The 21032-nt window shown below is 62.5% G+C and carries 18 protein-coding genes and 2 tRNA genes; 12 read left to right on the plus strand and 8 right to left on the minus strand.

Translation table 11 applies throughout. From position 1 onward, the window contains the following. Positions 1-1589: 1589 nt before the first annotated feature. From AC6CH3_RS08455 to rpmH, 8 genes are all read right to left on the minus strand, one after another. On the minus strand, positions 1590-2888 hold the full coding sequence (locus AC6CH3_RS08455) for a ParB/RepB/Spo0J family partition protein (RefSeq protein WP_498132006.1): 1299 nt from the start codon (positions 2886-2888) through the stop codon (positions 1590-1592). Positions 2889-2955: 67 nt separating this feature from the next. Beyond that, positions 2956-4011 (minus strand): ParA family protein, encoded by a 1056-nt coding sequence (locus AC6CH3_RS08460; protein WP_498132007.1) that lies wholly within the window; start codon positions 4009-4011, stop codon positions 2956-2958. An 87-nt stretch (positions 4012-4098) separates the two neighbouring features. Then, the gene (gene rsmG, locus AC6CH3_RS08465; protein WP_498132008.1) at positions 4099-4749 is read right to left on the minus strand and encodes a 16S rRNA (guanine(527)-N(7))-methyltransferase RsmG; all 651 of its coding nucleotides are present in this window, start codon (positions 4747-4749) and stop codon (positions 4099-4101) included. A 19-nt stretch (positions 4750-4768) separates the two neighbouring features. Beyond that, the gene (locus AC6CH3_RS08470; protein ID WP_498132009.1) at positions 4769-5332 is read right to left on the minus strand and encodes a Jag family protein; all 564 of its coding nucleotides are present in this window, start codon (positions 5330-5332) and stop codon (positions 4769-4771) included. Beyond that, a complete protein-coding gene (gene yidC / locus AC6CH3_RS08475; protein WP_498132010.1) occupies positions 5332-6306 on the minus strand; it encodes a membrane protein insertase YidC in 975 nt (324 codons plus the stop codon). Before yidC ends, AC6CH3_RS08470 begins: the two co-directional genes overlap by 1 nt. A gap of 16 nt (positions 6307-6322) precedes the next feature. After that, positions 6323-6718, minus strand: coding sequence for a membrane protein insertion efficiency factor YidD (yidD, locus tag AC6CH3_RS08480; RefSeq protein WP_498132011.1), 396 nt, complete (start codon positions 6716-6718; stop codon positions 6323-6325). Continuing rightward, complete coding sequence (rnpA, locus tag AC6CH3_RS08485; RefSeq protein WP_498132012.1) at positions 6711-7136, minus strand: ribonuclease P protein component; 426 nt, start codon at positions 7134-7136, stop codon at positions 6711-6713. The genes yidD and rnpA overlap by 8 nt, the downstream gene beginning before the upstream one ends. A gap of 40 nt (positions 7137-7176) precedes the next feature. Continuing rightward, positions 7177-7314: a 50S ribosomal protein L34 gene (gene rpmH, locus AC6CH3_RS08490; protein ID WP_011776797.1), complete on the minus strand. Its 138-nt coding sequence runs from the start codon at positions 7312-7314 to the stop codon at positions 7177-7179. Between the two features lie 453 nt (positions 7315-7767). Between rpmH and dnaA the strand changes: the two genes are divergently transcribed. The 12 genes from dnaA to AC6CH3_RS08550 all read left to right on the plus strand — a co-directional run bounded on the left by dnaA (position 7768) and on the right by AC6CH3_RS08550 (position 21002). Beyond that, on the plus strand, positions 7768-9189 hold the full coding sequence (gene dnaA, locus AC6CH3_RS08495; RefSeq protein ID WP_400576921.1) for a chromosomal replication initiator protein DnaA: 1422 nt from the start codon (positions 7768-7770) through the stop codon (positions 9187-9189). A 525-nt stretch (positions 9190-9714) separates the two neighbouring features. Continuing rightward, entirely contained in the window at positions 9715-10839 is a 1125-nt protein-coding gene (gene dnaN / locus AC6CH3_RS08500; protein ID WP_498132013.1) for a DNA polymerase III subunit beta, read from the plus strand. 46 nt (positions 10840-10885) lie between these two features. Beyond that, the gene (gnd, locus tag AC6CH3_RS08505; protein ID WP_498132014.1) at positions 10886-11770 is read left to right on the plus strand and encodes a phosphogluconate dehydrogenase (NAD(+)-dependent, decarboxylating); all 885 of its coding nucleotides are present in this window, start codon (positions 10886-10888) and stop codon (positions 11768-11770) included. Positions 11771-11827: 57 nt separating this feature from the next. Then, positions 11828-13036, plus strand: a complete 1209-nt coding sequence (recF, locus tag AC6CH3_RS08510) for a DNA replication/repair protein RecF (RefSeq protein WP_498132015.1) — start codon at positions 11828-11830, stop codon at positions 13034-13036. After that, positions 13033-13587 carry a DciA family protein gene (locus AC6CH3_RS08515; protein ID WP_498132016.1) on the plus strand — a complete coding sequence of 185 codons (555 nt, stop codon included), beginning with the start codon at positions 13033-13035 and terminating at the stop codon, positions 13585-13587. The genes recF and AC6CH3_RS08515 overlap by 4 nt, the downstream gene beginning before the upstream one ends. Before the next feature lie 406 nt (positions 13588-13993). Then, positions 13994-16090, plus strand: a complete 2097-nt coding sequence (gyrB, locus tag AC6CH3_RS08520; RefSeq protein WP_498132017.1) for a DNA topoisomerase (ATP-hydrolyzing) subunit B — start codon at positions 13994-13996, stop codon at positions 16088-16090. 58 nt (positions 16091-16148) lie between these two features. Beyond that, positions 16149-18830 carry a DNA gyrase subunit A gene (gyrA, locus tag AC6CH3_RS08525; protein ID WP_498132018.1) on the plus strand — a complete coding sequence of 894 codons (2682 nt, stop codon included), beginning with the start codon at positions 16149-16151 and terminating at the stop codon, positions 18828-18830. After that, on the plus strand, positions 18827-19471 hold the full coding sequence (locus AC6CH3_RS08530) for a DUF3566 domain-containing protein (RefSeq protein ID WP_498132019.1): 645 nt from the start codon (positions 18827-18829) through the stop codon (positions 19469-19471). Before gyrA ends, AC6CH3_RS08530 begins: the two co-directional genes overlap by 4 nt. Positions 19472-19571: 100 nt before the next feature. Continuing rightward, positions 19572-19645 (plus strand) — tRNA-Ile (locus AC6CH3_RS08535). 58 nt (positions 19646-19703) lie between these two features. Continuing rightward, on the plus strand, positions 19704-19820 hold the full coding sequence (locus tag AC6CH3_RS08540; protein ID WP_498132020.1) for a DLW-39 family protein: 117 nt from the start codon (positions 19704-19706) through the stop codon (positions 19818-19820). 71 nt (positions 19821-19891) lie between these two features. Beyond that, positions 19892-19967 (plus strand) — tRNA-Ala (locus AC6CH3_RS08545). Positions 19968-20078: 111 nt separating this feature from the next. After that, on the plus strand, positions 20079-21002 hold the full coding sequence (locus tag AC6CH3_RS08550) for a DMT family transporter (RefSeq protein ID WP_498132021.1): 924 nt from the start codon (positions 20079-20081) through the stop codon (positions 21000-21002). The last annotated feature ends 30 nt before the right edge of the window (positions 21003-21032 follow it).

The raw sequence follows: 21032 nt of genomic DNA on the forward strand, positions 1-21032 counted from the left end.
CGCGTGGAAAGCAGCAATAGTTGACGGTATCGAGACTAGCTACATCGTCACCAGTTGAAGAGAGGTCAGACAGAGCCGGCGCACATTCGGATGGCCTTCCTCTCCCAGGCGGCCCGCAGTTTTCGCGGGAATAGTGATCGCTGCATGCCTCCCCAACATTCGCCTGCCCAGTGACGGGAAGGACACGCCACCGACAAGACGATGGATTCGGCTCCATAAAGCTGTAGACCTCGGTGAATACGTCCCGGGACCGGTTCGCACGCCCTTTAGAACCGCCGTCGCGAACCAAATACTTCTTTCTGCGCGCACGTACAGATGACGTTTCACGTGAAACGTCAGACTCCTGCGCCGTGATGGATGGGCAGCTGCAAGCCTGTATTGATTCCTGCCCCGCCCATGTGCCTCTGCCTGACCTCCCGCGCGGACGTCCCACTAGCGGACGGCAGGGCTGAACGGGAGGGAAAGTCCGCGGATTAGAGCATCACTGAGCGGCCCGAAGCAATCCGAGGATTAGGGGACACGTGAGGCTCTCCCCAGAGCGTTTCACGTGAAACGGTAGCTGAACTGCGAGGAAGGGGCGAGAAACAGCCAAAGAGAGTCCGCTCACTTTCGACTCACTGCCTAGTCATACCCACGCGCTAGGCCTGAGATCAATAGTTCTCGCACCCATGGGAAGGAAGGAGACGGAATACTCGCCCACGGGACCCAGTCTTGCAGGCAGGCATAAGCCGTAGCTATTGCGGCATCGCGATTTCATGAATCTTTATCCCCATGAGCCGGCGCCGCGCCGCCTCATGCCCGGGGATGGGACTGCGCCGGAATCCGCACAGATCGGGCAGTAGGCCTTCGAGACAACCGCAACCTGCAATCTGCGCGGCAACAAAGTTCTCTGTCACAGTATGGGAAGCCCCAGGAACACCCGGCAAAGCGTCCCTGAAGTAGCCTCCGAGGCTTGGGAATGCGCCGCGTAATCTATACTCTCCACCGTGCGGGGGGAGCGCTTTCCGGGCGACAGGGCAAGCAACGTGCCGCGCAGGGACCAGTCAGAGATCGAGTGGCGGAGTGACGTCAAGCGAAAGTGGGCAGCTCCCGGCATTCAGCGCGGAGTGCACATCAAAAGATTGACGCAGAAAACCAGGGATCAACACCGTCACCGGTTGCAGGCCGTTCTTGCATCGTGGACAGGTTGCGCGCCGAACTACGTCGCCTGCCACAGCGGCGGCGAATCGAGTTTGTGCTTCGGCAGCTGGACAAGATAACCTGCGCGGCAATGGCTACGCGGCATTTGTCCTTCAGAGGCCTACACGGTCCGAGTCCAGCGCAGACTAGCTCCAGCACCCAGCACCCAGCACCTAGCACCCAGCACCCAGCACCCAGCACCCAGCACCCAGCACCTTTAACCCTACGTTCTATGCCGAACAAACACTGTTGGTCGCCCGTCCCAGCCCTCGAACAGGCACGGCGTAGACCGAGAATGATCGTGTAGTGGCACCAAGACAGCGGCCAATGGTCTCAAGGCTGCAATTTTGCCAGAAAAAAGGGGTCCGTTTCACGTGAAACGGACCCCAGGAAAGTAAAGGTTAGGAAATCTAGTTCTCTGACCCAGGTGCCAGGACGTCCATGATGCGATTTAAATCCTCAACGCTCGCGAATTCGATGCTGACGCGTCCCTTCCGTGCCCCGAGCGAAATCTTCACGTTCGTGTCCAGACGGTCCGACAACGAGGAGGCGAGATAGTCGAGACGTTCATGCCGGGCACCAGGACGCGGAATGTTGTTCTTTGGCTGGTTCGATGGCTCGCGGTGCAGCGTGACTGCTTCCTCTGTGGCCCGCACAGACATACCCTCGGCCACAATGCGCTGAGCCAGGCGTTCCATCGCGGCGGCGTCCGGCAGGGCCAGGAGTGCACGGGCATGGCCGGCGGACAGGACGTTGGCAGCTACCCGCCGCTGCACCAGCGGCGGCAGCTTAAGAAGGCGGAGCGTATTAGAAACCTGCGGACGGGAGCGGCCGATTCGGTCAGCCAACTGCTCATGGGTGGTTCCGAAGTCTTCCAGCAGCTGCTGGTAAGCCGCTGCCTCTTCCAGCGGATTCAGCTGGCTACGGTGAAGGTTCTCCAGCAACGCATCCCGGAGGAGGTCGTCGTCCGTGGTGTCGCGCACAATCGCCGGGATGGTGGCTAGCCCGGCGGCCTGGACTGCCCGCCAGCGGCGTTCACCCATCACCAGCTCATACGGTTCTCCACCTTCTTCGGTTGAAGTACGCACAACAATTGGCTGGAGGACGCCTATTGTGCGAACAGAGTGCACGAGCTCGGCCATGTCGTCCTCATCGAAGACAGTGCGCGGCTGTTTTCGGTTTGGATGGATGTCACTCACCGGGATTTCGGCAAAGCGCACGCCAGGTACCTCGACGAGCTCCACATCGTTAGATGTCTCTATAGTGCCGCCGTCGCCCGAGCCCGGCTCCTCCGGCTCTCCGCCGGATTCCTCCCGGGCACCTGCCTTGCTGGTATTCGACCCTGCCTTGTTGCTCCCCGGTCGAGGACCGGCAGCCGTGGCAGACGTTTCAGCATCGACAGAAGCTGCCTTGCTCCGGGCCGCAGCCTTGGCGGGTGCCCTTTCAGCATCTTCCGATTCAGGCGTACTTTTCTCTTCGCTCCCGCTCTTGGCTGCAGCAGCCGCAGCTGCAGCACCTTCAACCGCAACAACCTCAGACTCGGTAACGTCAGAATCAGTAGCGTCGGGGCGTGCAGTTTTGCGGGCTTCGGGAAAGAACAGATCCACTGGGCGTGACGGCGCAGCCCCGTTGCCGGAAGCGCTTGCGGCGGCGGAACTTGGAATGAGTGCGCCAAGACCGCGACCGAGCCCGCGTCGCTTATCGCTCATGGATAAATCCCTCCATTGGAAGAGCCCGGCTATGCCAGGCTCCGGCTGTTGCAGTGTTTTGAAAATTCTAACGCTCAGCGATTTCCGCTGCGGCTTCCAGATAGGAAAGTGCACCGCTGGAGGACGGATCGTACGTCATGACTGTTTGCTGGTAACTCGGTGCTTCGGAGATTCGTACAGAGCGGGGAACAACAGCTCCCAGCACCTGATTGGGGAAATGCTGACGCACCTCAGCTGCCACCTGTGCAGCCAGGTTGGTACGGCCGTCGTACATTGTGAGCAAAATCGTCGAAACGACCAGATCGGCGTTCAGGTGTTTCTGGATCATCTCGATGTTCTTCAGAAGCTGGCTCAGCCCCTCGAGGGCGTAGTACTCGCACTGGATCGGGATCAGGACTTCACCGGCAGCGCAGAACGCGTTCACCGTCAGCAGGCCAAGACTCGGCGGGCAGTCGATGAAGATGTAATCCAGCCGCGGTTCGCCCTTTTTCTCGCGTGCCTTGGCGTAGACGTCGATCGCGCGCCGGAGTCTCTGCTCCCTGGCCACGAGGGACACCAGCTCGATTTCAGCGCCGGCAAGGTGGATGGTGGCGGGGGCGCAAATGAGATTGCTGATGTCTGGGCACGGGGCCACAACATCTTCCAGCGGAAGGTCGTTGATCAGGACGTCGTAGATGCTATCCACGTCCGCGTGGTGTTCAATGCCCAGGGCCGTGGAGGCGTTCCCCTGCGGGTCGATGTCTATGACCATGACGTTCAGTCCGGCCGCCGCCAGTGCGCCCGCGATGTTGACCGTGGTGGTGGTTTTGCCGACGCCGCCCTTTTGGTTTGAAACCGTGAAAATACGCGTCTTCTCCGGCTTCGGGAGCTTGCGGCCCAACAGCCGCTCGCGGCGCCTGTTCTCGTGGGCAAGCTCCCGGGCTATGGGGCTGGAGTCGTCCAGGGTGTCCAGCACGTTCGTCCGCCCGGGCGTTTCACGTGAAACCTTGGCCATATCTACCGTGCCAGCAACCGGATTCGGGTGACTTGAGGCTGCAGCAACGGAGGGCGCAGCAACGGCACGTGCCGACCCCAGAGTCACGAACGGGGGTATCCGCTGTGTGAAGGTTTCGCTACTGGTCACTGGGACACACTCACTCTCGTTCGGCCTTTTGCTGCCGCTCTCTAGCCTAACCGCTCCGCGGTCAGGACCTGCGGCACCGGGCCTGGGCTAGGCGATCTTTTGGGACTTCTTCACGACGATGCGCACCACAGTGGTGGGTTCCTCCAGCAGGTCCTGGCCTACTGTTACGACCGAAGTCTGTACGCCGCCAAGCTTACGGATCACCTTGGCGGCCTTCTCGATTTCCTCTGCGGCACTGCGTCCCTTGATGGCGACGACCTCACCCTCCCCGTCAAGGAGGGGGATGGTCAGCCCTGCCAGGTTGCTGAGTGCAGACACCGCCCGGGCCGTGACGACATCCGCGTTCACCATGCCCACGGCAAGCTCTGCCCGCGTGCGCATGATGGTGACATTGTCCAAGCCGAGGTCGTCAACAACCTCTTGGAGCCAGATCACCCGGCGTTCGAGCGGCTCAATGAGCGTGAGTTCCAGATCCGGACGGGCTATGGCCAGGCAGAGACCCGGCAGCCCGGCGCCGCTTCCGACGTCGGCAACATGGCTGCCCTGCGCAATCTCACTCTCGATGACAGCGCAGTTCAGCACGTGCCGCCCCCACAGGCGCGGTATTTCCCGCGGACCGATGAGTCCGCGCTCGGTTCCCGAAGTTGCCAGGTGCTCGACGTAGCGTTCCGCCAGACTCAAACGGGCGCCGAAGATTTTCTCCGCCGCCTGGCGCTCAGCGGCCGTAATTTCAACCATCAGTCAGTCAGCCCGCGCGTCAGTCGACGGAAACGACGATGTGGCGGCCGGCGCCTTCGCCCTCGGACTCACTTACGAACCCCAGGTCGGCAACGGCGTCGTGAACGATCTTTCGCTCATAGGCACTCATGGGTTCAAGGGATACAGGCTCGCCGGTTTCCTTGGCCGTGGCGACAGCGTCCTCTGCGATCTTCTGCAGGTGGCCGGCACGTTCCTCGCGGTACCCGTTGATGTCCAGAACGAGCCGGGAACGGTTCTCGGTGGCGGACAGCACGGAGAGCCGGGTCAGTTCCTGCAGCGCCTCGAGGACTTCGCCGTCGCGGCCCACCAGGCTCTCCAGTCCAGCGGACTCTTCCTCGGTGACGATGGAGATGTAGGTGCGTCCATTACGGACCTCGATATCGATATCGCCGTCGATATCGGCGATGTCGAGCAGTTCCTCCAGGTAGTCGGCTGCGACGTCGCCTTCTTCTTCCAGGCGGCTTACCGCAGTGCCTTTGTCCGTGGACACGGCCTCAGCGGTGTTGTCCTGGTCTTCGCTGTTTTCAGCGGCAAGTGCTTGTTCTGAGCTTTCAACAGACATTACTTCTTCTTCCTGTTCTTGCGTTGTGGCTGGATGCGCTGGCTCTTGGCTTGCGCTACCGCAGCGGCAGCGGCGGCCTCCGCCTCGACGTCGACCTTCTTGCCTCCCAGGATGGGGAGGTCCGGAAGGCCCTTGGCGGCCCGGCGCTCAGCGAGGGCCTTGGCTGCGGGGGAACCCGGCGTCGGCATCCGGCGGATAACGAAGAACTGCTGACCCATGGTCCACAGGTTGGTCGTCGTCCAGTAGATGAGGACACCGATCGGGAAGTTAATGCCACCCACACCGAACACGATCGGCAGGATGTACAGCATCATTTTCTGCTGGCGCATGAACGGGGAGGCCATGGCCTCTTCAGACATGTTCTTGGCCATGATCTGCTTCTGCGTGATGAACTGCGAAGCCGTCATCGCCAGGATCATGATGATCGAGAGGATCCATACGGCCGTGAGGTTGCCTTCGCCGCCGTGCAGCAGCGATGCCGAGAGCGTGGCACCGAAGATGGTGGACTCATCGAACTGCACCACCTGGTCATGGCTCATCGCACCGATGCCGTTGCCCTGGTCACGCGCCGTACTGATGCCCGACAGCACCGTGAACAGCGCGAAGAAGAACGGCATCTGGATGATCATAGGCAGACAGGCAGAGAACGGGTTGGTGCCGTGCTTCTTGTACATCGCCATCTGTTCCTGCGCCATGGCCTGGCGGGACAGCTGGTCGGTCTTGCCCTTGTACTTGTCCTGCAGCTTCTTCAGGTCCGGCTGCAGCAGCTGCATGCCGCGCTGCGCCTTGATCTGCTTGACGAACACGGGAATCAGGGCGGCGCGGATCACCAGCACCAGCCCGATGATGGACAGCGTCCACGTCCAGCCGCTGGCCTCGGGGAGTCCAATGCTGCTCAGGCCCTCATGGAAGCCCACCATGATGATGGACACAAGCCATTTGAACGGAAACATGATTGTTTCAAAGAAGTCCATACGATATCCCTATTCGTTAGGCCGCAGCGCGGCCTTCTCCATCAGTCCGAGCAGCCAGGTACTTGTCCGGGTTGTTCATCACAACAATTGTGGGGGTCTGGTTTTCAGGCCATTCCCGATGGCCGGCGGGGACGTGGTCCACACCGCCGGCGTTCCAGGGATGGCAGCGCGCCAGGCGCTTCGCCGCGAGCCAGCTTCCTTTCACTGCACCGTGCACGGTGATCGCCTCGAGCGCATATGCCGAGCACGAAGGAAAGAAGCGGCAGACCTGTCCGTACAAGGGTGAAATCACCTTGCGGTAGGCCAAGAGCAGAATAATGAGGATATTGCGGGGCATGTTCCAGACGAACCTGCCGGCAGCCGCTGCTGCGGGCTTTACGGAACGGACGACGGCGGCAGTCAGGTCAAGCACGCTGTGTCCCTTCCTGTGTTGTTCCGTTCGGACCGGTTCCGTTCGAACCTGTTCCAGCCAACCGTTGATCGCGGCCCTGCAGCCGCTTCATGGTGGCTTCCAAGGCAGCGTTGTAGTCCGCCAGCAGTTCGTGCCAGCTGGCGGTCGCCGATGCCGGCAACGCACGCACCACAATAGCGAACCCGGTCCCGTACTCGCGCAGCGAGACAGCACCGGCTTCCCTAAGTCTCCTCTTAACGAGGTTCCTGGCAACAGCGTTCCCGACAGCTTTGGAAACGATGAACCCAATTCTGCTGGGTTCATCGGCCCCAATAGTTGCCGTATATAACACTACGTTCCGGCGTCCATTGCGGACGCCGGAACGTACAGTTTTTGAAAAATCGGTTGAAGTCCTCAGGCGGTTCCTGGCGGCAAGCACCGTTAAAGTCGCGAAGGGAAGTTTACCGACGAGTCAGTATTTAGGCCGACAGCTCGACGCGGCCCTTGCCGCGGCGTGCAGCCAGGATGGCGCGGCCGGCACGGGTGCGCATACGAAGGCGGAAGCCGTGCTTCTTGGCCCGACGGCGGTTATTCGGCTGAAAAGTCCGCTTGCTCACGTTAGTTACTCCAGTGGATCAAAGGTGCGCCCACCCGATCAAAGGGGAAGAACTGGCCGACGCTAAGTTTTGTATATGTCTGCTTCCCCCGGTTTCCGTAACGCTGGGCGTTCGAAGGTCCAAATGGGGTCAGAAAGCAGGCACAAAGGACTCCACAACGTTAGTTCAAACCGCGATGGTGAGTCAAACCAGCACCTATCCCCAGCTGTGGCTAAGTACTGTCTCCAGCCTGTGGATGAAGTGGCTCACAAGCGCCCTTTTCGAACCACAACCGTGTAATTATCCACAAGCTGCTTCCCAGCTATCTTCTGGCCTTTTCATCCCCTAGAGTGTCCCAGTAGCCGATTATCCACGGACTGTGCATAACCCTGTGGATTAAGCCGGGCCAGCACCCTGGTTTCGGGCTTGCGGCTGCATGTAATGCAGGTCAGCAAGCTTTGAGGAACCCGATAGATGACAGTAGACGAAGCCAACCACGCCAATACTGTCGGAAGTTCCTGGCGCCGCGTGGTGAACCTTCTCGAACAGGATGACCGGGTCTCCCCGCGGCAGCGCGGGTTCGTTATCCTCGCCCAGGCCCAGGGCCTCATCGGATCGACGCTCCTTGTGGCCGTACCCAACGAGCTCACCCGCGAAGTGCTCCAGACCCAGGTGAAGGATGCCCTCGACGACGCCCTGCACAACGTCTTCTCGGACGACATCCGGTGCGCGATCGACGTGGACACCGATCTGGTGCCCCTCTACGAAGAGCCCGAACCCGCCGTCGAACTTTCCCTCGCCACTGACCTCTCTGTTGAACTGAAGCCGCAGCCGATGCTGCCGAGCACTTCCCACGAGTTCGGCCGGCTGAACCCCAAGTACGTCTTTGACACGTTCGTCATCGGTTCCTCCAACCGTTTTGCCCATGCGGCCGCAGTGGCCGTGGCCGAAGCGCCTGCCAAGGCCTACAACCCGCTGTTCATCTACGGTGATTCCGGACTCGGCAAGACCCACCTGCTGCACGCGATCGGCCACTATGCCCGCCGGCTCTACAGCGGCATCCGTGTCCGCTACGTGAACTCCGAGGAATTCACGAACGACTTCATCAACTCGATCCGTGACGATGAGGGCGCCAGCTTCAAGACCACGTACCGGAATGTCGATGTTCTGCTGATCGACGACATCCAGTTTCTGGCCGGCAAGGACCGGACGCTCGAGGAGTTCTTCCACACCTTCAACTCCCTGCATAACAACAACAAGCAGGTAGTGATCACCTCCGACCAGCCGCCCAAGCTGCTGGCCGGATTCGAAGACCGCATGAAGTCTCGCTTCGAATGGGGCCTGCTGACGGACATCCAGCCGCCAGAGCTCGAGACCCGCATCGCAATCCTCCGCAAGAAGGCACTCAGCGAAGGCCTCTCCGCTCCGGACGACGCCCTGGAGTACATCGCGTCCAAGATCGCCAGCAACATCCGCGAACTCGAGGGCGCCCTGATTCGGGTCACAGCGTTCGCCAGCCTGAACCGCCAACCCGTGGATGTGGCCCTGGCCGAGATGGTCCTCAAAGACCTCATCACCGATGACAACGCGCAGGAGATCACGTCCAGCCAGATCCTCACGCAGACCGCGGAGTACTTCAAGCTCAGCATGGAAGAGCTGTGCAGCAAGTCCCGCACCCGCACTCTGGTCACCGCGCGGCAGATCGCCATGTACCTCTGCCGGGAGCTGACGGACATGTCGCTGCCCAAGATCGGCCAGGAACTGGGTGGCCGCGACCACACTACGGTCATCCACGCGGATCGGAAGATCCGCGAGCTGATGGCCGAACGCCGTGTGATCTACAACCAGGTCACCGAGCTCACCAACCGGATCAAGCAGCAGCAGCGGGACTCCTGACCCAAGGTTCTTAACCTTATTAACAGGGGCGTGTGGATAACCCTGTGGACAGTTAAGGGGACAACCGCGGTTAATGGGCTTAAAACCCTTAAGGCGTCTGTGGATTGCCGAAACGGCCGAAAATGTTTTCCCCATCCACAGGCTGTTTAAAACCTGCTCAGCCCACAGGCCATGAACAGGGCTTAACCCCGGATTCCTGCCGCCAACGGGAGTTATCCACAGTTTCCACAGCAGTTATTAACACTACTAATCCCAAAAAATCGAAATCCCTCAAACAACAATCTCGCTTCCCTGCCCACCCGAAGCCCCTGGCCGGGGCCAGGAACGGGCCATCCCGCCGGCGGGGATGGGGAATTCCCCGATCTTCGGGCTAAGCTGTCAGCAGCGCTCCCATCCTTGGGTCTTCCTGTGATTCAGCAGGCGCGGACCATGCAGGTTCAGGGGTTTGGGGGCACAGATTTGTGAACTCCCTGCGGGAGTTCCCGTTCAGCAACTGGCAGCAGCAATGAAAGGCGGCACCCTTCCGTGAAGTTTCGAGTCGAACGGGACGTCCTGGCAGAAGCCGTCACATGGACAGCCCGATCGTTGTCTCCGCGGCCGCCAGTACCCGTCCTCTCGGGCCTGCTGCTCAAGGCTGAGGCAGGAACGGTCAGCCTCTCCAGCTTCGACTACGAGACATCGGCCAGGCTCGAAATTCCGGCTGACATCACGGATGAAGGCACCATCCTTGTCTCCGGCCGGCTGCTCGCCGACATCTGCCGCAGCCTTCCGTCCGCCCCGGTCGACATCGAAACGGAAGGCAGCAAGGTGACACTCACCTGCCGCCGAAGCAGTTTCCACCTCGCCACCATGCCCGAGGCCGAGTATCCTCCGCTGCCCGCATTGCCCACCATCAGTGGCACCGTGGCCGGAGACTCCTTCTCCCAAGCCGTGTCCCAGGTGATCATTGCTGCCAGCAAGGACGACACGCTCCCCATCCTCACGGGCGTCAGGATGGAAATCGAGGACGACCTCATCACGCTTCTGGCCACGGACCGTTACCGCCTCGCCATGCGTGAAGTGCCGTGGAAGCCTGTTACGCCGGGCATTTCCACCAGTGCGCTCGTCAAAGCGAAGACCCTTAACGAGGTGGCCAAGACCCTCGGCGGCAGCGGCGACATCAGCCTCGCAATCGCCGACGACGACTCCCGGCTCATCGGGTTTGAAAGCGGTGGACGCACCACAACGTCCCTTCTCGTCGACGGCGACTACCCCAAGATCCGCTCCCTGTTCCCGGACTCGACTCCGATTCATGCCACTGTGCAGACCCAGGAGCTCGTCGAAGCGGTCCGCCGCGTGTCGCTCGTTGCCGAACGGAACACCCCTGTGCGCCTGGCCTTCACGCAGGGCCAGCTCCACCTCGACGCCGGCACAGGCGAAGACGCGCAGGCCTCCGAAGAGCTCGAAGCCCAGCTGTCCGGCGACGACATCACCGTGGCGTTCAATCCGCACTACCTCGTTGAGGGCCTGAGCGTCATCGAAACTAAGTTTGTCCGCTTTTCCTTCACCACCGCGCCGAAACCGGCCATGATCACGGCGCAGGCAAATGCGGACGGCGAAGACCAGGACGACTACCGCTACCTCGTGATGCCTGTCCGCCTCCCCAACTAGATCCGTCTCCGGCCCGCCACCTCCCCAGCGCAGAAAAGAGTTCACCGTGCACATCGGACTGATCGGCCTTGGAAAAATGGGCTTCAACATGCGCGAACGGCTGCGCAAGGGAGGCATCGAAGTCACGGGCCTTGACCGCAATCCGGATGTGACGGATGTTTCCTCGGTGGATGAGCTCATTGCCACACTGCCGGCGCCCCGGCTGGTCTGGGTCATGGTCCCCGCAGGCGAAATCACTGACACGGTGATTACTGAACTTGGCACCAAGCTCCAGCCCGGCGACCTCGTTATCGATGGCGGCAACTCCCGCTTCACGGAGGACCAGAAACACGGCGCTGCCCTGGCCGAGAAGGGGATCCGCTTCGTGGACTGCGGGGTATCCGGCGGAGTCTGGGGTCTCCAGAACGGCTATGGCCTCATGGCCGGCGGATCCACCGAGGACATCGAGCGCGCCCTGCCCGTGTTTGATGCCCTCCGCCCTGAAGGTGACCGGGCGGACAGCTTCGTCCATGTGGGCGGCGTGGGCGCCGGCCACTACGCCAAAATGGTCCACAACGGCATCGAATACGGTCTCATGCAGGCCTATGCGGAAGGCTATGAGCTGCTCGCTGCCAAGGAGATCGTCACCGATCTTCCCGGAACCTTCCGCGCGTGGCAGAAGGGAACGGTCGTCCGCTCCTGGCTGCTTGACCTGATGGTGAAGGCGCTGGACGAGGATCCGGGACTGGCCTCAATCGATGACTACGTCGAGGACTCCGGTGAAGGACGCTGGACCGTGGAGGAAGCCATCGCCAACGCGGTTCCGGCGCCCGCCATCACGGCTGCGCTCTTCGCCCGTTTCTCCTCCCGGGAGGACAACTCGCCGGCCATGAAAATGGTGTCCGCGCTGCGCCACCAGTTCGGCGGGCACTCCACCCGTCCGGCCAAGTAGCATCCGCACCGGGACCTGCGGGTCCCGGACGAGAGTCCCGAGAATCCTGAAGAACGCGTGTACCTAGAACACTTGTCCCTGACCGACTTCCGCAGCTATGCCCAGGTGGACCTCCGCCTGGAACCCGGCGTCACGGTCTTGGTCGGCTCCAATGGGATCGGCAAGACCAACCTGATGGAGGCCGTCGGTTACCTTTCGACACTGAGTTCGCACCGTGTCAGCGCCGATGGTCCGCTCCTTCGCTTCGGTGCGGACCGCGCCCTGATCCGGGCAAAACTGGTCCGCGGCGAACAGTCCACCGTGCTGGAACTGGAGATCAACAGCGGCCGGGCGAACCGCGGGCGCATAAATCGCAGCAACCCCGTCCGTGCACGGGATCTGCTGGGCATCTGCCACACCGTCCTGTTCGCGCCTGAAGACCTTGCCCTCGTCAAGGGAGATCCGTCGAACCGGAGGCGCTTCCTGGACGAGCTGCTCGTCAGCCTGATCCCGCGGCACGCCGCCACGAGAAGTGACTATGACCGCGTCCTGAAACAGCGCAATGCCCTTCTGAAATCGGCCCGGACCGGTAAATTCACGGCAGGCCATGAAGCAACATTGGATGTCTGGGACCAGCACATGGCCCGCGCCGGAGCGGAATTGCTGCACGCACGCCTGGAGCTCGTGGAGCGGCTGCGCCCCCACCTCAGCAGTGCGTACGCGCAGCTGACGGATGGGTCCAAGGCGGCAGGCGCCGCGTACCGGTCAACGCTTCAGACTTTAATGGACGACGACGGCGCGCCCGCCGGTGCGGGCGGCGAACCTCCCCAGGACGGAGAGCAGCCGGAGGACCTGCGGCTGCTTTCCGTGGACGGGCTCACCGAACGCTATGTGCGGGCCTTCGCGGCGTCCCGCCGCAGGGAACTTGAACGCGGCATTTCGCTGGTCGGTCCCCATCGTGACGAACTGGAGCTTGTCCTCGGCCAGGCACCGGCGAAGGGCTATGCCTCGCACGGCGAAACCTGGTCGATGTGCCTTTCCCTGCGCCTGGCCTCCTACTACGTCATGCTCGATGATGCCCGCACCGGCGGTTCGGCACCCATCCTGATTCTCGACGATGTTTTTGCCGAGCTTGATGTGCAGCGGCGGCGTAAACTGGCCGCAATAGTCTCCGGTGCCGAACAGGTCCTGGTGACGGCCGCCGTCGATGCTGATATCCCTGAGGAACTGGCCGGGCGGCGGGTGAAGGTCATCCCGGGAGGAATCGATGATGCGGAATCTCGGTGAATAACACCGGCGGAGGCCTCCAGCCGGGCCGCGACCCGGACGAAATCGATGCCGCACAGGCTGCGCTGAACCGCATGCGCGAAGCCGCGGCCGCCCGCGGCGAAGTGCGGCGCGCGGCGCCGCGGGCGGGCGGCAGCCAAAAGCAGCGAACGTCTGGGCGGAGCACCCGCGGCTTCAGCCAGTTCCACGCCACCGGGCGTGATCCGCTGGGGCTGGGAAAAGTCGTGGGACGGCTTGTTGCCGAGCGCGGCTGGACCTCACCCGTGGCCGTGGGATCCGTCATGGCAGAGTGGGCCACCCTTGTTGGCCCCGAAATTGCGGCCCACTGCACGCCCGAGAGCTTCACTGATACCACTCTGCATGTGCGTTGTGATTCCACGGCCTGGGCCACCCAGCTTCGCCTGCTGAGCATCAGCCTGCTGGAAAAGTTCCGGGTCGAGCTCGGCGATGGCGTGGTCACGAGCATCCAGGTGCTGGGGCCGGCAGCTCCCAGTTGGCGGAAGGGCGGCCGTGCCGTCAACGGCCGCGGTCCCCGCGATACCTACGGGTAGGCACCGGCCGGGGCATTCGGGCACGAGGCTGCCGATGGATCTCTTGAAATATGCTCAAACGGCGTGTAGGCCGTTCAAACCGCCGAGACCCGTATAGGAACCTGAAGACGGTACCTTGGGAGCCTTGCAGGCGGGGCCAATGGCCAGCGAGAGGCACATTGACCGCCGTTCGCGGCTCTGGAATGCGGGAATCGGCCCTGTTTCACGATAGAATCGCTGTAGATAACTGGGCGCCGGTGAAACGTTGACTGAGTCCGTTTTCCGACGCTTTCCAGCGAGCGGAAGACGGTTCCGCGAGTCGACCGAGTAGCCGGCGCTATCAGTGACGTGCCAGTTGGCTGAAGCCGTTCCCTAGGGAGATGGCGTCGGCCGGCCATCATCAAATACAGAGGAGTCGAGAGCGCCCGTGGCTAACGACAATGCAGAGGCAGTGGAAACCATCCTGGAGGATGCCCGGACGCCTGATACACCGGCGGACGCGGTGACCCCTGAAGCGGTGACCCCGCGAGAGTACGGTGCCAGCGACATCACGGTACTTGAGGGCCTGGAAGCCGTGCGGAAACGGCCTGGCATGTATATCGGTTCCACGGGTCTGCGCGGGTTGCACCACCTCGTGTACGAGGTGGTGGACAACTCCGTCGATGAGGCCCTGGCCGGTTACTGCACCCACATTGAAATTGTTCTTCAGGCCGACGGCGGCGTAAGAGTTTCGGACGACGGCCGAGGCATTCCGGTGGACATTCATCCCACCGAGGGCAAGCCCACCGTCGAGGTCGTCATGACCATCCTGCACGCCGGCGGCAAGTTCGGCGGCGGCGGATACGCTGTTTCCGGTGGCCTCCACGGCGTGGGTATCTCTGTTGTCAACGCGCTCTCCAGCAGGGTGGAAACCGAGGTGCGCCGGCAGGGCCACGTCTGGCGCATGTCATTTGCCGATGGAGGCAAGCCCCAGGGCAGCCTGGTTAAGGGCGAGGAAACAGACACCACTGGCACCACCCAGACGTTCTACCCGGACGAGGGCATTTTCGAGTCGGTGGAATTCGAGTTCGAAACTTTGCGCGCACGCTTCCAGCAGATGGCTTTCCTCAACAAGGGCCTGCGCATCACACTCACGGACGAGCGTGCCGCCGCTGTTGCCGGTGACGACGAGGACCTCGACCTCGATGCCGTGGCCACCGAGGGTGAAGTCAATGCGGACCACCGCACGGTGGTCTACCAGTACAACGACGGCCTGCTGGACTATGTCAAGCACCTGAACTCGGGCAAGAAAGTGGATGTGGTCCACGAGGACGTCATCGCCTTCGAGACCGAGGACACGGAACGCCGCATCGCGGTGGAGATGGCCATGCAGTGGACCAGTGCGTACTCCGAAAGCGTCCACACCTATGCCAACACCATCAACACCCATGAGGGCGGTACCCACGAGGAGGGCTTCCGGGCTGCGATGACGTCTCTCATCAACCGCTACGCGCGGGAGAAGAGCATCATCAAGGAAAAGGAAGAGAACCTCACCGGTGATGACATCCGGGAAGGCCTGACCGCCGTCATTTCGGTGAAGCTCGCCGAGCCGCAGTTCGAGGGCCAGACCAAGACCAAGCTGGGAAACTCCGAGGTCAAGGGTTTCGTCCAGCGCGTGGTTACCGACCAGCTGGGAGACTGGCTGGAACGCAACCCCGGCCCTGCACGGGACGTTATCCGGAAGGCCATTTCAGCCGCCCAGGCGCGCATGGCCGCACGCAAGGCACGGGACAATGCCCGCCGCAAGAGCCCGCTTGAGTCCTTCGGCATGCCCGGCAAGCTCTCGGACTGCTCCTCCAAGGACCCGTCGAAGTGCGAGGTCTACATCGTGGAGGGTGACTCCGCCGGCGGTTCGGCCAAGCGCGGGCGGAACCCGGAAACGCAGGCCATCCTGCCTCTCCGGGGCAAGATCCTGAACGTCGAACGGGCCCGGCTGGACAAGGCCCTGGGCAACAACGAGGTCCAGTCCATGATCACGGCCTTTGGCACGGGCATCGGGGAGGACTTCGACCTCGCCAAGCTGCGGTACCACAAGATCGTCCTGATGGCCGATGCCGACGTTGACGGCCAGCACATCACCACGCTCCTCATGACCCTGCTGTTCCGTTACATGCGCCCGTTGATTGAAAACGGCTATGTGTACCTGGCGCAGCCGCCCCTCTACCGGATCAAATGGTCCAACGCGCCGCACGACTACGTCTACAGCGACCGTGAACGCGACGCCAGGCTGGTGGCCGGGCAGGCCGCGGGCCGCCGCATCCCCAAGGACAACGGCATCCAGCGCTACAAGGGTCTGGGCGAGATGGACTACACGGAGCTGTGGGACACCACCATGGACCCGGACAACCGGACGCTGCTCCAGGTCACCATGGAGGACGCGGCCGCCGCAGACCAGATCTTCACCGTGCTGATGGGCGAGGACGTTGAATCCCGCCGAAACTTCATCCAGCAAAACGCCAAGGACGTCCGGTTCCTTGATATCTAGCGCCAATCAGCGCTGATATTCCTGAACCGACATATACCTGAAACGGAAAACATAGACTATGAGTGACGAAACCCCTGAGGTTCCTTCGGACTCGGCGGAGACCCCCGAGGTGGTGCTGGAAGGGGACCTGCTGATCGACCGCGTGGAGCAGGTAGACCTCCAGACCGAGATGCAGCGGTCCTACCTCGACTACGCCATGGCTGTGATCGTGGGCCGTGCACTGCCGGATGTCCGGGATGGGCTGAAGCCCGTGCACCGCCGCGTGCTGTACGCCATGTTCGACGGCGGCTACCGCCCTGACCGCTCCTTCAACAAGTGCGCACGCGTCGTGGGCGAAGTCATGGGCCAGTACCACCCGCACGGTGACACCGCCATTTACGATGCCCTGGTCCGCCTGATCCAGGACTGGACCATGCGCTACCCGCTGGCACTGGGACAGGGCAACTTCGGTTCTCCCGGCAACGACGGTGCGGCTGCACCGCGTTACACCGAAACCAAAATGGCGCCGCTCGCCATGGAAATGGTGCGGGACATCGACGAGGAAACCGTCGACTTCCAGGACAACTACGACGGCAAGAACCAGGAACCCACGATTCTCCCGGCACGGTTCCCGAACCTGCTGGTCAACGGCTCCTCGGGCATCGCCGTCGGCATGGCCACCAACATTCCGCCGCACAACCTCCGCGAGGTGGCCGACGGCGTGCAGTGGTACCTGGCCAACCCCACCGCCAGCCGGGAGCAGCTGCTGGAAGAGCTGCTGCTCCGCATCAAGGGACCTGATTTCCCCACTGGGGCGACGATCCTCGGCCACAAGGGCATCGAAGATGCCTACCGCACGGGCCGCGGCTCCATCACCATGCGTGCCGTGGTCAACGTCGAGGAACTCCAGGGACGCACATGCCTGGTGGTCACCGAACTGCCCTACCAGGCCAACCCGGACAACCTGGCTATCAAGATTGCCGAACTGGTCAAGGACGGCAAGGTCCAGGGAATCGCCGACCTCCGCGACGAGACCTCCGGACGCACGGGCCAGCGCCTGGTTATCGTCCTGAAGCGTGACGCCGTCGCGAAGGTGGTGCTGAACAACCTTTACAAGCACACGCAGCTGCAGGAAAACTTCGGCGCCAACATGCTGGCCATCGTGGACGGCGTGCCGCGGACACTAAGCCTCGACGCCTTCATCCGCCATTGGGTCACACACCAGTTGGATGTCATTGCCCGCCGCACGCGCTACCGGCTGCGCAAGGCCGAAGAGGAAGCGCATATCCTGCGCGCCCTCTTGAAGGCCCTGGACATGCTGGACGAAGTCATTGCGCTGATCCGGGCCTCCAGCACCACCGAGGCCGCACGTGACGGGCTGATGCAACTCCTGGACATCGACGAACTCCAGGCCCGGGCCATCCTGGACATGCAGCTGCGCCGCCTGGCGGCACTGGAACGCCAGAAGATCCAGGACCGCCACGCTGAACTCGAAGCGCTGATCGCCGAGTACAACGCGATCCTTGCTTCGGAAGAGCGCCAGCGCGAAATCATCAGCAACGAGCTTGCCGAAATCGTGGCGAAGCACGGCGATGACCGCCGCACCAAGATCCTCATGGGATACGACACCGACATGTCCATGGAAGACCTCATTCCTGAAGAGGAAATGGTGGTCACCATTACCCGTGGCGGCTACGTCAAACGGACCCGGAGCGACAACTACCGCTCCCAGCAGCGGGGCGGCAAGGGCATCAAGGGTGCCCAGCTGCGCGGCGATGATGTCGTGGAACACTTCTTCGTCACCACGACGCACCACTGGCTGCTCTTCTTCACCAACCTGGGCCGCGTCTACCGCGCCAAGGCGTACGAACTCGCCGAGGGCAGCCGTGATTCGAAGGGACAGCACGTTGCCAACCTGCTGGCGTTCCAGCCTGACGAGCACATCGCCCAGGTCCTGGATCTGAAGGACTACCAGCACTCGCCGTACCTGGTGCTGGCCACCAAACGGGGTCTCGTCAAGAAGACCCGGCTGGAAGACTACGACACCAACCGGTCCGCGGGCGTCATCGCGATCAACCTGCGTGACGGGGATGAACTCGTTTCCGCGCAGCTCGTCTCCGAAACAGACGATCTTATGCTGGTCTCCCGCAAGGGCCAGTCCATCCGCTTCACCGCCACGGATGACGCGCTGCGTCCGATGGGCCGCGCTACCTCCGGCGTGACAGGGATGAAGTTCCGCGAGGACGACGAGCTTCTCGCCGCGAATGTCGTGACCGACGGTTCGTACGTCTTCATCGTCACGGAGGGCGGTTACGCGAAGCGGACCGCCGTCGAGGAGTACCGCCTGCAGGGACGCGGCGGGCTGGGCATCAAGGTGGCCAAGCTTGCCGAGGAACGCGGCGACCTGGTTGGCGCCCTCATTGTCCAGGAAGAGGACGAAGTCCTGGTGGTCATGGAGGGCGGCAAGGTGGTCCGTTCGGCCGTGGCGGGGGTTCCTGCCAAGGGCCGCGACACCATGGGCGTCATCTTCGCGAAACCTGACAAGAACGACCGCATCATTGAGGTGGCGCGGAACAGCGAACGCGGACTCGAGGGAGAGGAATCTCCGGAGGATGACGTAACGTTGGCTGAAGATACCGGATCAGCAAACGGGTCCGCAGAGGCAGAAACAGCAGAGGCAGAGTCGGCAGTGCCCGCAGCATCCCAGGGTGCGGACAACGATGCCGAGCTGAACGAAGACAACACCGGAGGTAACGAGTGAGTAATTCCGACTCATTTCCCAAGCCGAGCAGTAGCGGTAGCGGCGGGATACGGCAGCCGGCAGCCGCTCCACGAGTGAACGCCCCGGTGCGTCCCGCTCAGAGCCCGGGCTCGGCGTCGGGGCTTCCGGGGCAGCGCCCAGCCGCTCCCGCGCAGCGTCCGGGCCAAGGGCCGGCCCAGGGGCAGCGTCCCCAGATGCCTGGCCAGCGGCCCCCCGCTCCCGGCCAGCGTCCGGGCCAAGGTGCCCCCGGACTCGTCAAGCCGGCGCCGAAGGCCAAGGTCCGCCGTGCGCGCCTGCTGGTCAGCAAGGTGGACCCCTGGTCCGTCCTGAAGATGGCCTTCCTGCTCTCCGTGGCCCTCGGGATCGTCACGGTGGTTGCGGCCATCGTGCTCTGGACCGTGCTGGACCTGACAGGCATCTTCGACCAGGTGGACAGCCTTCTCGGCACGCTCGCAGGCTCCGAAGGCGGCGGATTCGAATTGAAGAAGGTTGCTTCCCTCGGCCAGGTGGCGTCCTTTGCCACCATCATTGCCGTGGTCAACGTGGTGCTGTTGACCGCTCTGTCCATGCTCTCAGCCGTCCTGTACAACATCTCCGCCACCCTCGTGGGCGGCATCGGCGTCACCCTGACGGACGACTAGAAATCCCCGTGATTCCGCGGATGTAGGACCACGGAATGCCTCGATTTGAGATCGGGCCGGGATGTGCTGTAGAGTCATGTCTCGGCCCGATGAGGCATCGGGGCGTATAGCTCAGGCGGTTAGAGCGCTTCGCTGATAACGAAGAGGTCCCAGGTTCAAGTCCTGGTACGCCCACGGAACCTGCACAGGTTCAAGTAAAGGATCAGGTAAAACTGACCGGAACGGGGTGCGTGTGAAGAAGTTGCTGGCAATTGCAGCGGCGATCGCAGGCGTCCTGCTCTACAGGAAAGTGCAGGAATCCGAGGCCCGGAAAACAGTCTGGAGCGATTCAACCGACACGGTTGAATAGCCCGGACGCCCGCAGGCAGGCTGGTCAGACAGCCTCCCGAACTAGGGTATGATTGACGGGTTGCTTCTTATGGGGGCATGGCGCAATTGGTAGCGCACCTGCTTTGCAAGCAGGGGGTTCGGGGTTCGAGTCCCCGTGCCTCCACCATAAGGAAAGTCCCGGCCAGAGATGGCCGGGACTTTTGTTTTAAGTCCCTCCCAATCCGGGGGCGTTGGGTGCTCCAGACCAGCCGCAGCAGCAGCACACTACGCTGGAACCGTGACCTTCTTCCTCGCCGCCCTGGGCGTCCTCGGCGTGGCTTCCTCCGGACCGCTCATCGCAGCAACCCTCGGTTCCACTACTGTGACTGCCCTGGCCATTGCCTTCTGGCGCAATGCGATCGGAGCCGCGGTCATGGCAGCCCCCACGCTGGTCAGGGAACCGGCGCAGTTCGGGCGCGTCACCGGACGGGAGTTCCGCTGGTCGCTCGTGGCGGCCTTCGCCCTGGCACTGCATTTCGCCTGCTTCATCACCTCCCTGCAGCTGACCTCCGTCGCCGCCGCTACGGCCCTTGTCTGCCTGCAGTCCGCCTGGATCGCCGTCATACAGCTGTTCCGCGGCGTGAAGCACCGGTGGCAGGTCCTTGCGGGACTGGGCATCGCGTTCGGCGGCGTCGTAACCATCACAGGCTTTGACATGGGAACATCGCCCGAAGCACTGCTGGGCGACCTGCTGGCTGTGGCTGGAGGCCTCCTGGCGGGCATCTACACCCTGGCAGGAGGCAGGGCGCGGCAAAGCATGTCAACAGGAACCTACACAACGCTCTGCTACGGAATGTGCGCGGCATTCGTGGGGGGAATGGCTCTCTTTGCCAACCAGCCCCTCGTGGGGTTCGAGGCGGCCGGGTGGATGGGGATCATAGCCATCACCGTATGCGCGCAGCTGATCGGCCATACCGCCTTCAACCACCTGCTGGCGACCATGAGTCCGCTGCTCGTCTCCATGATCATCCTGCTGGAGATTCCGGGAGCGGCGCTGCTCGCTGCCATCTTCCTGGAGGAAACACTGCCAGCGGGGACATACGGTGGCCTGGCACTGATCCTGGTGGGGCTCGCCGTCGTCGTTGCGGGTCAGCGCGGGGGAAAAGCCGGGCGCGGAAAACCGCCGGCAGAGCGGCCGCTGGCGGAGCTTGGGACAGACTGAGTACAGCCTCCCGCGCGGCCAGCCGGCCCG

The sequence above is a fragment of the Arthrobacter sp. GQ119 genome (assembly GCF_059759125.1).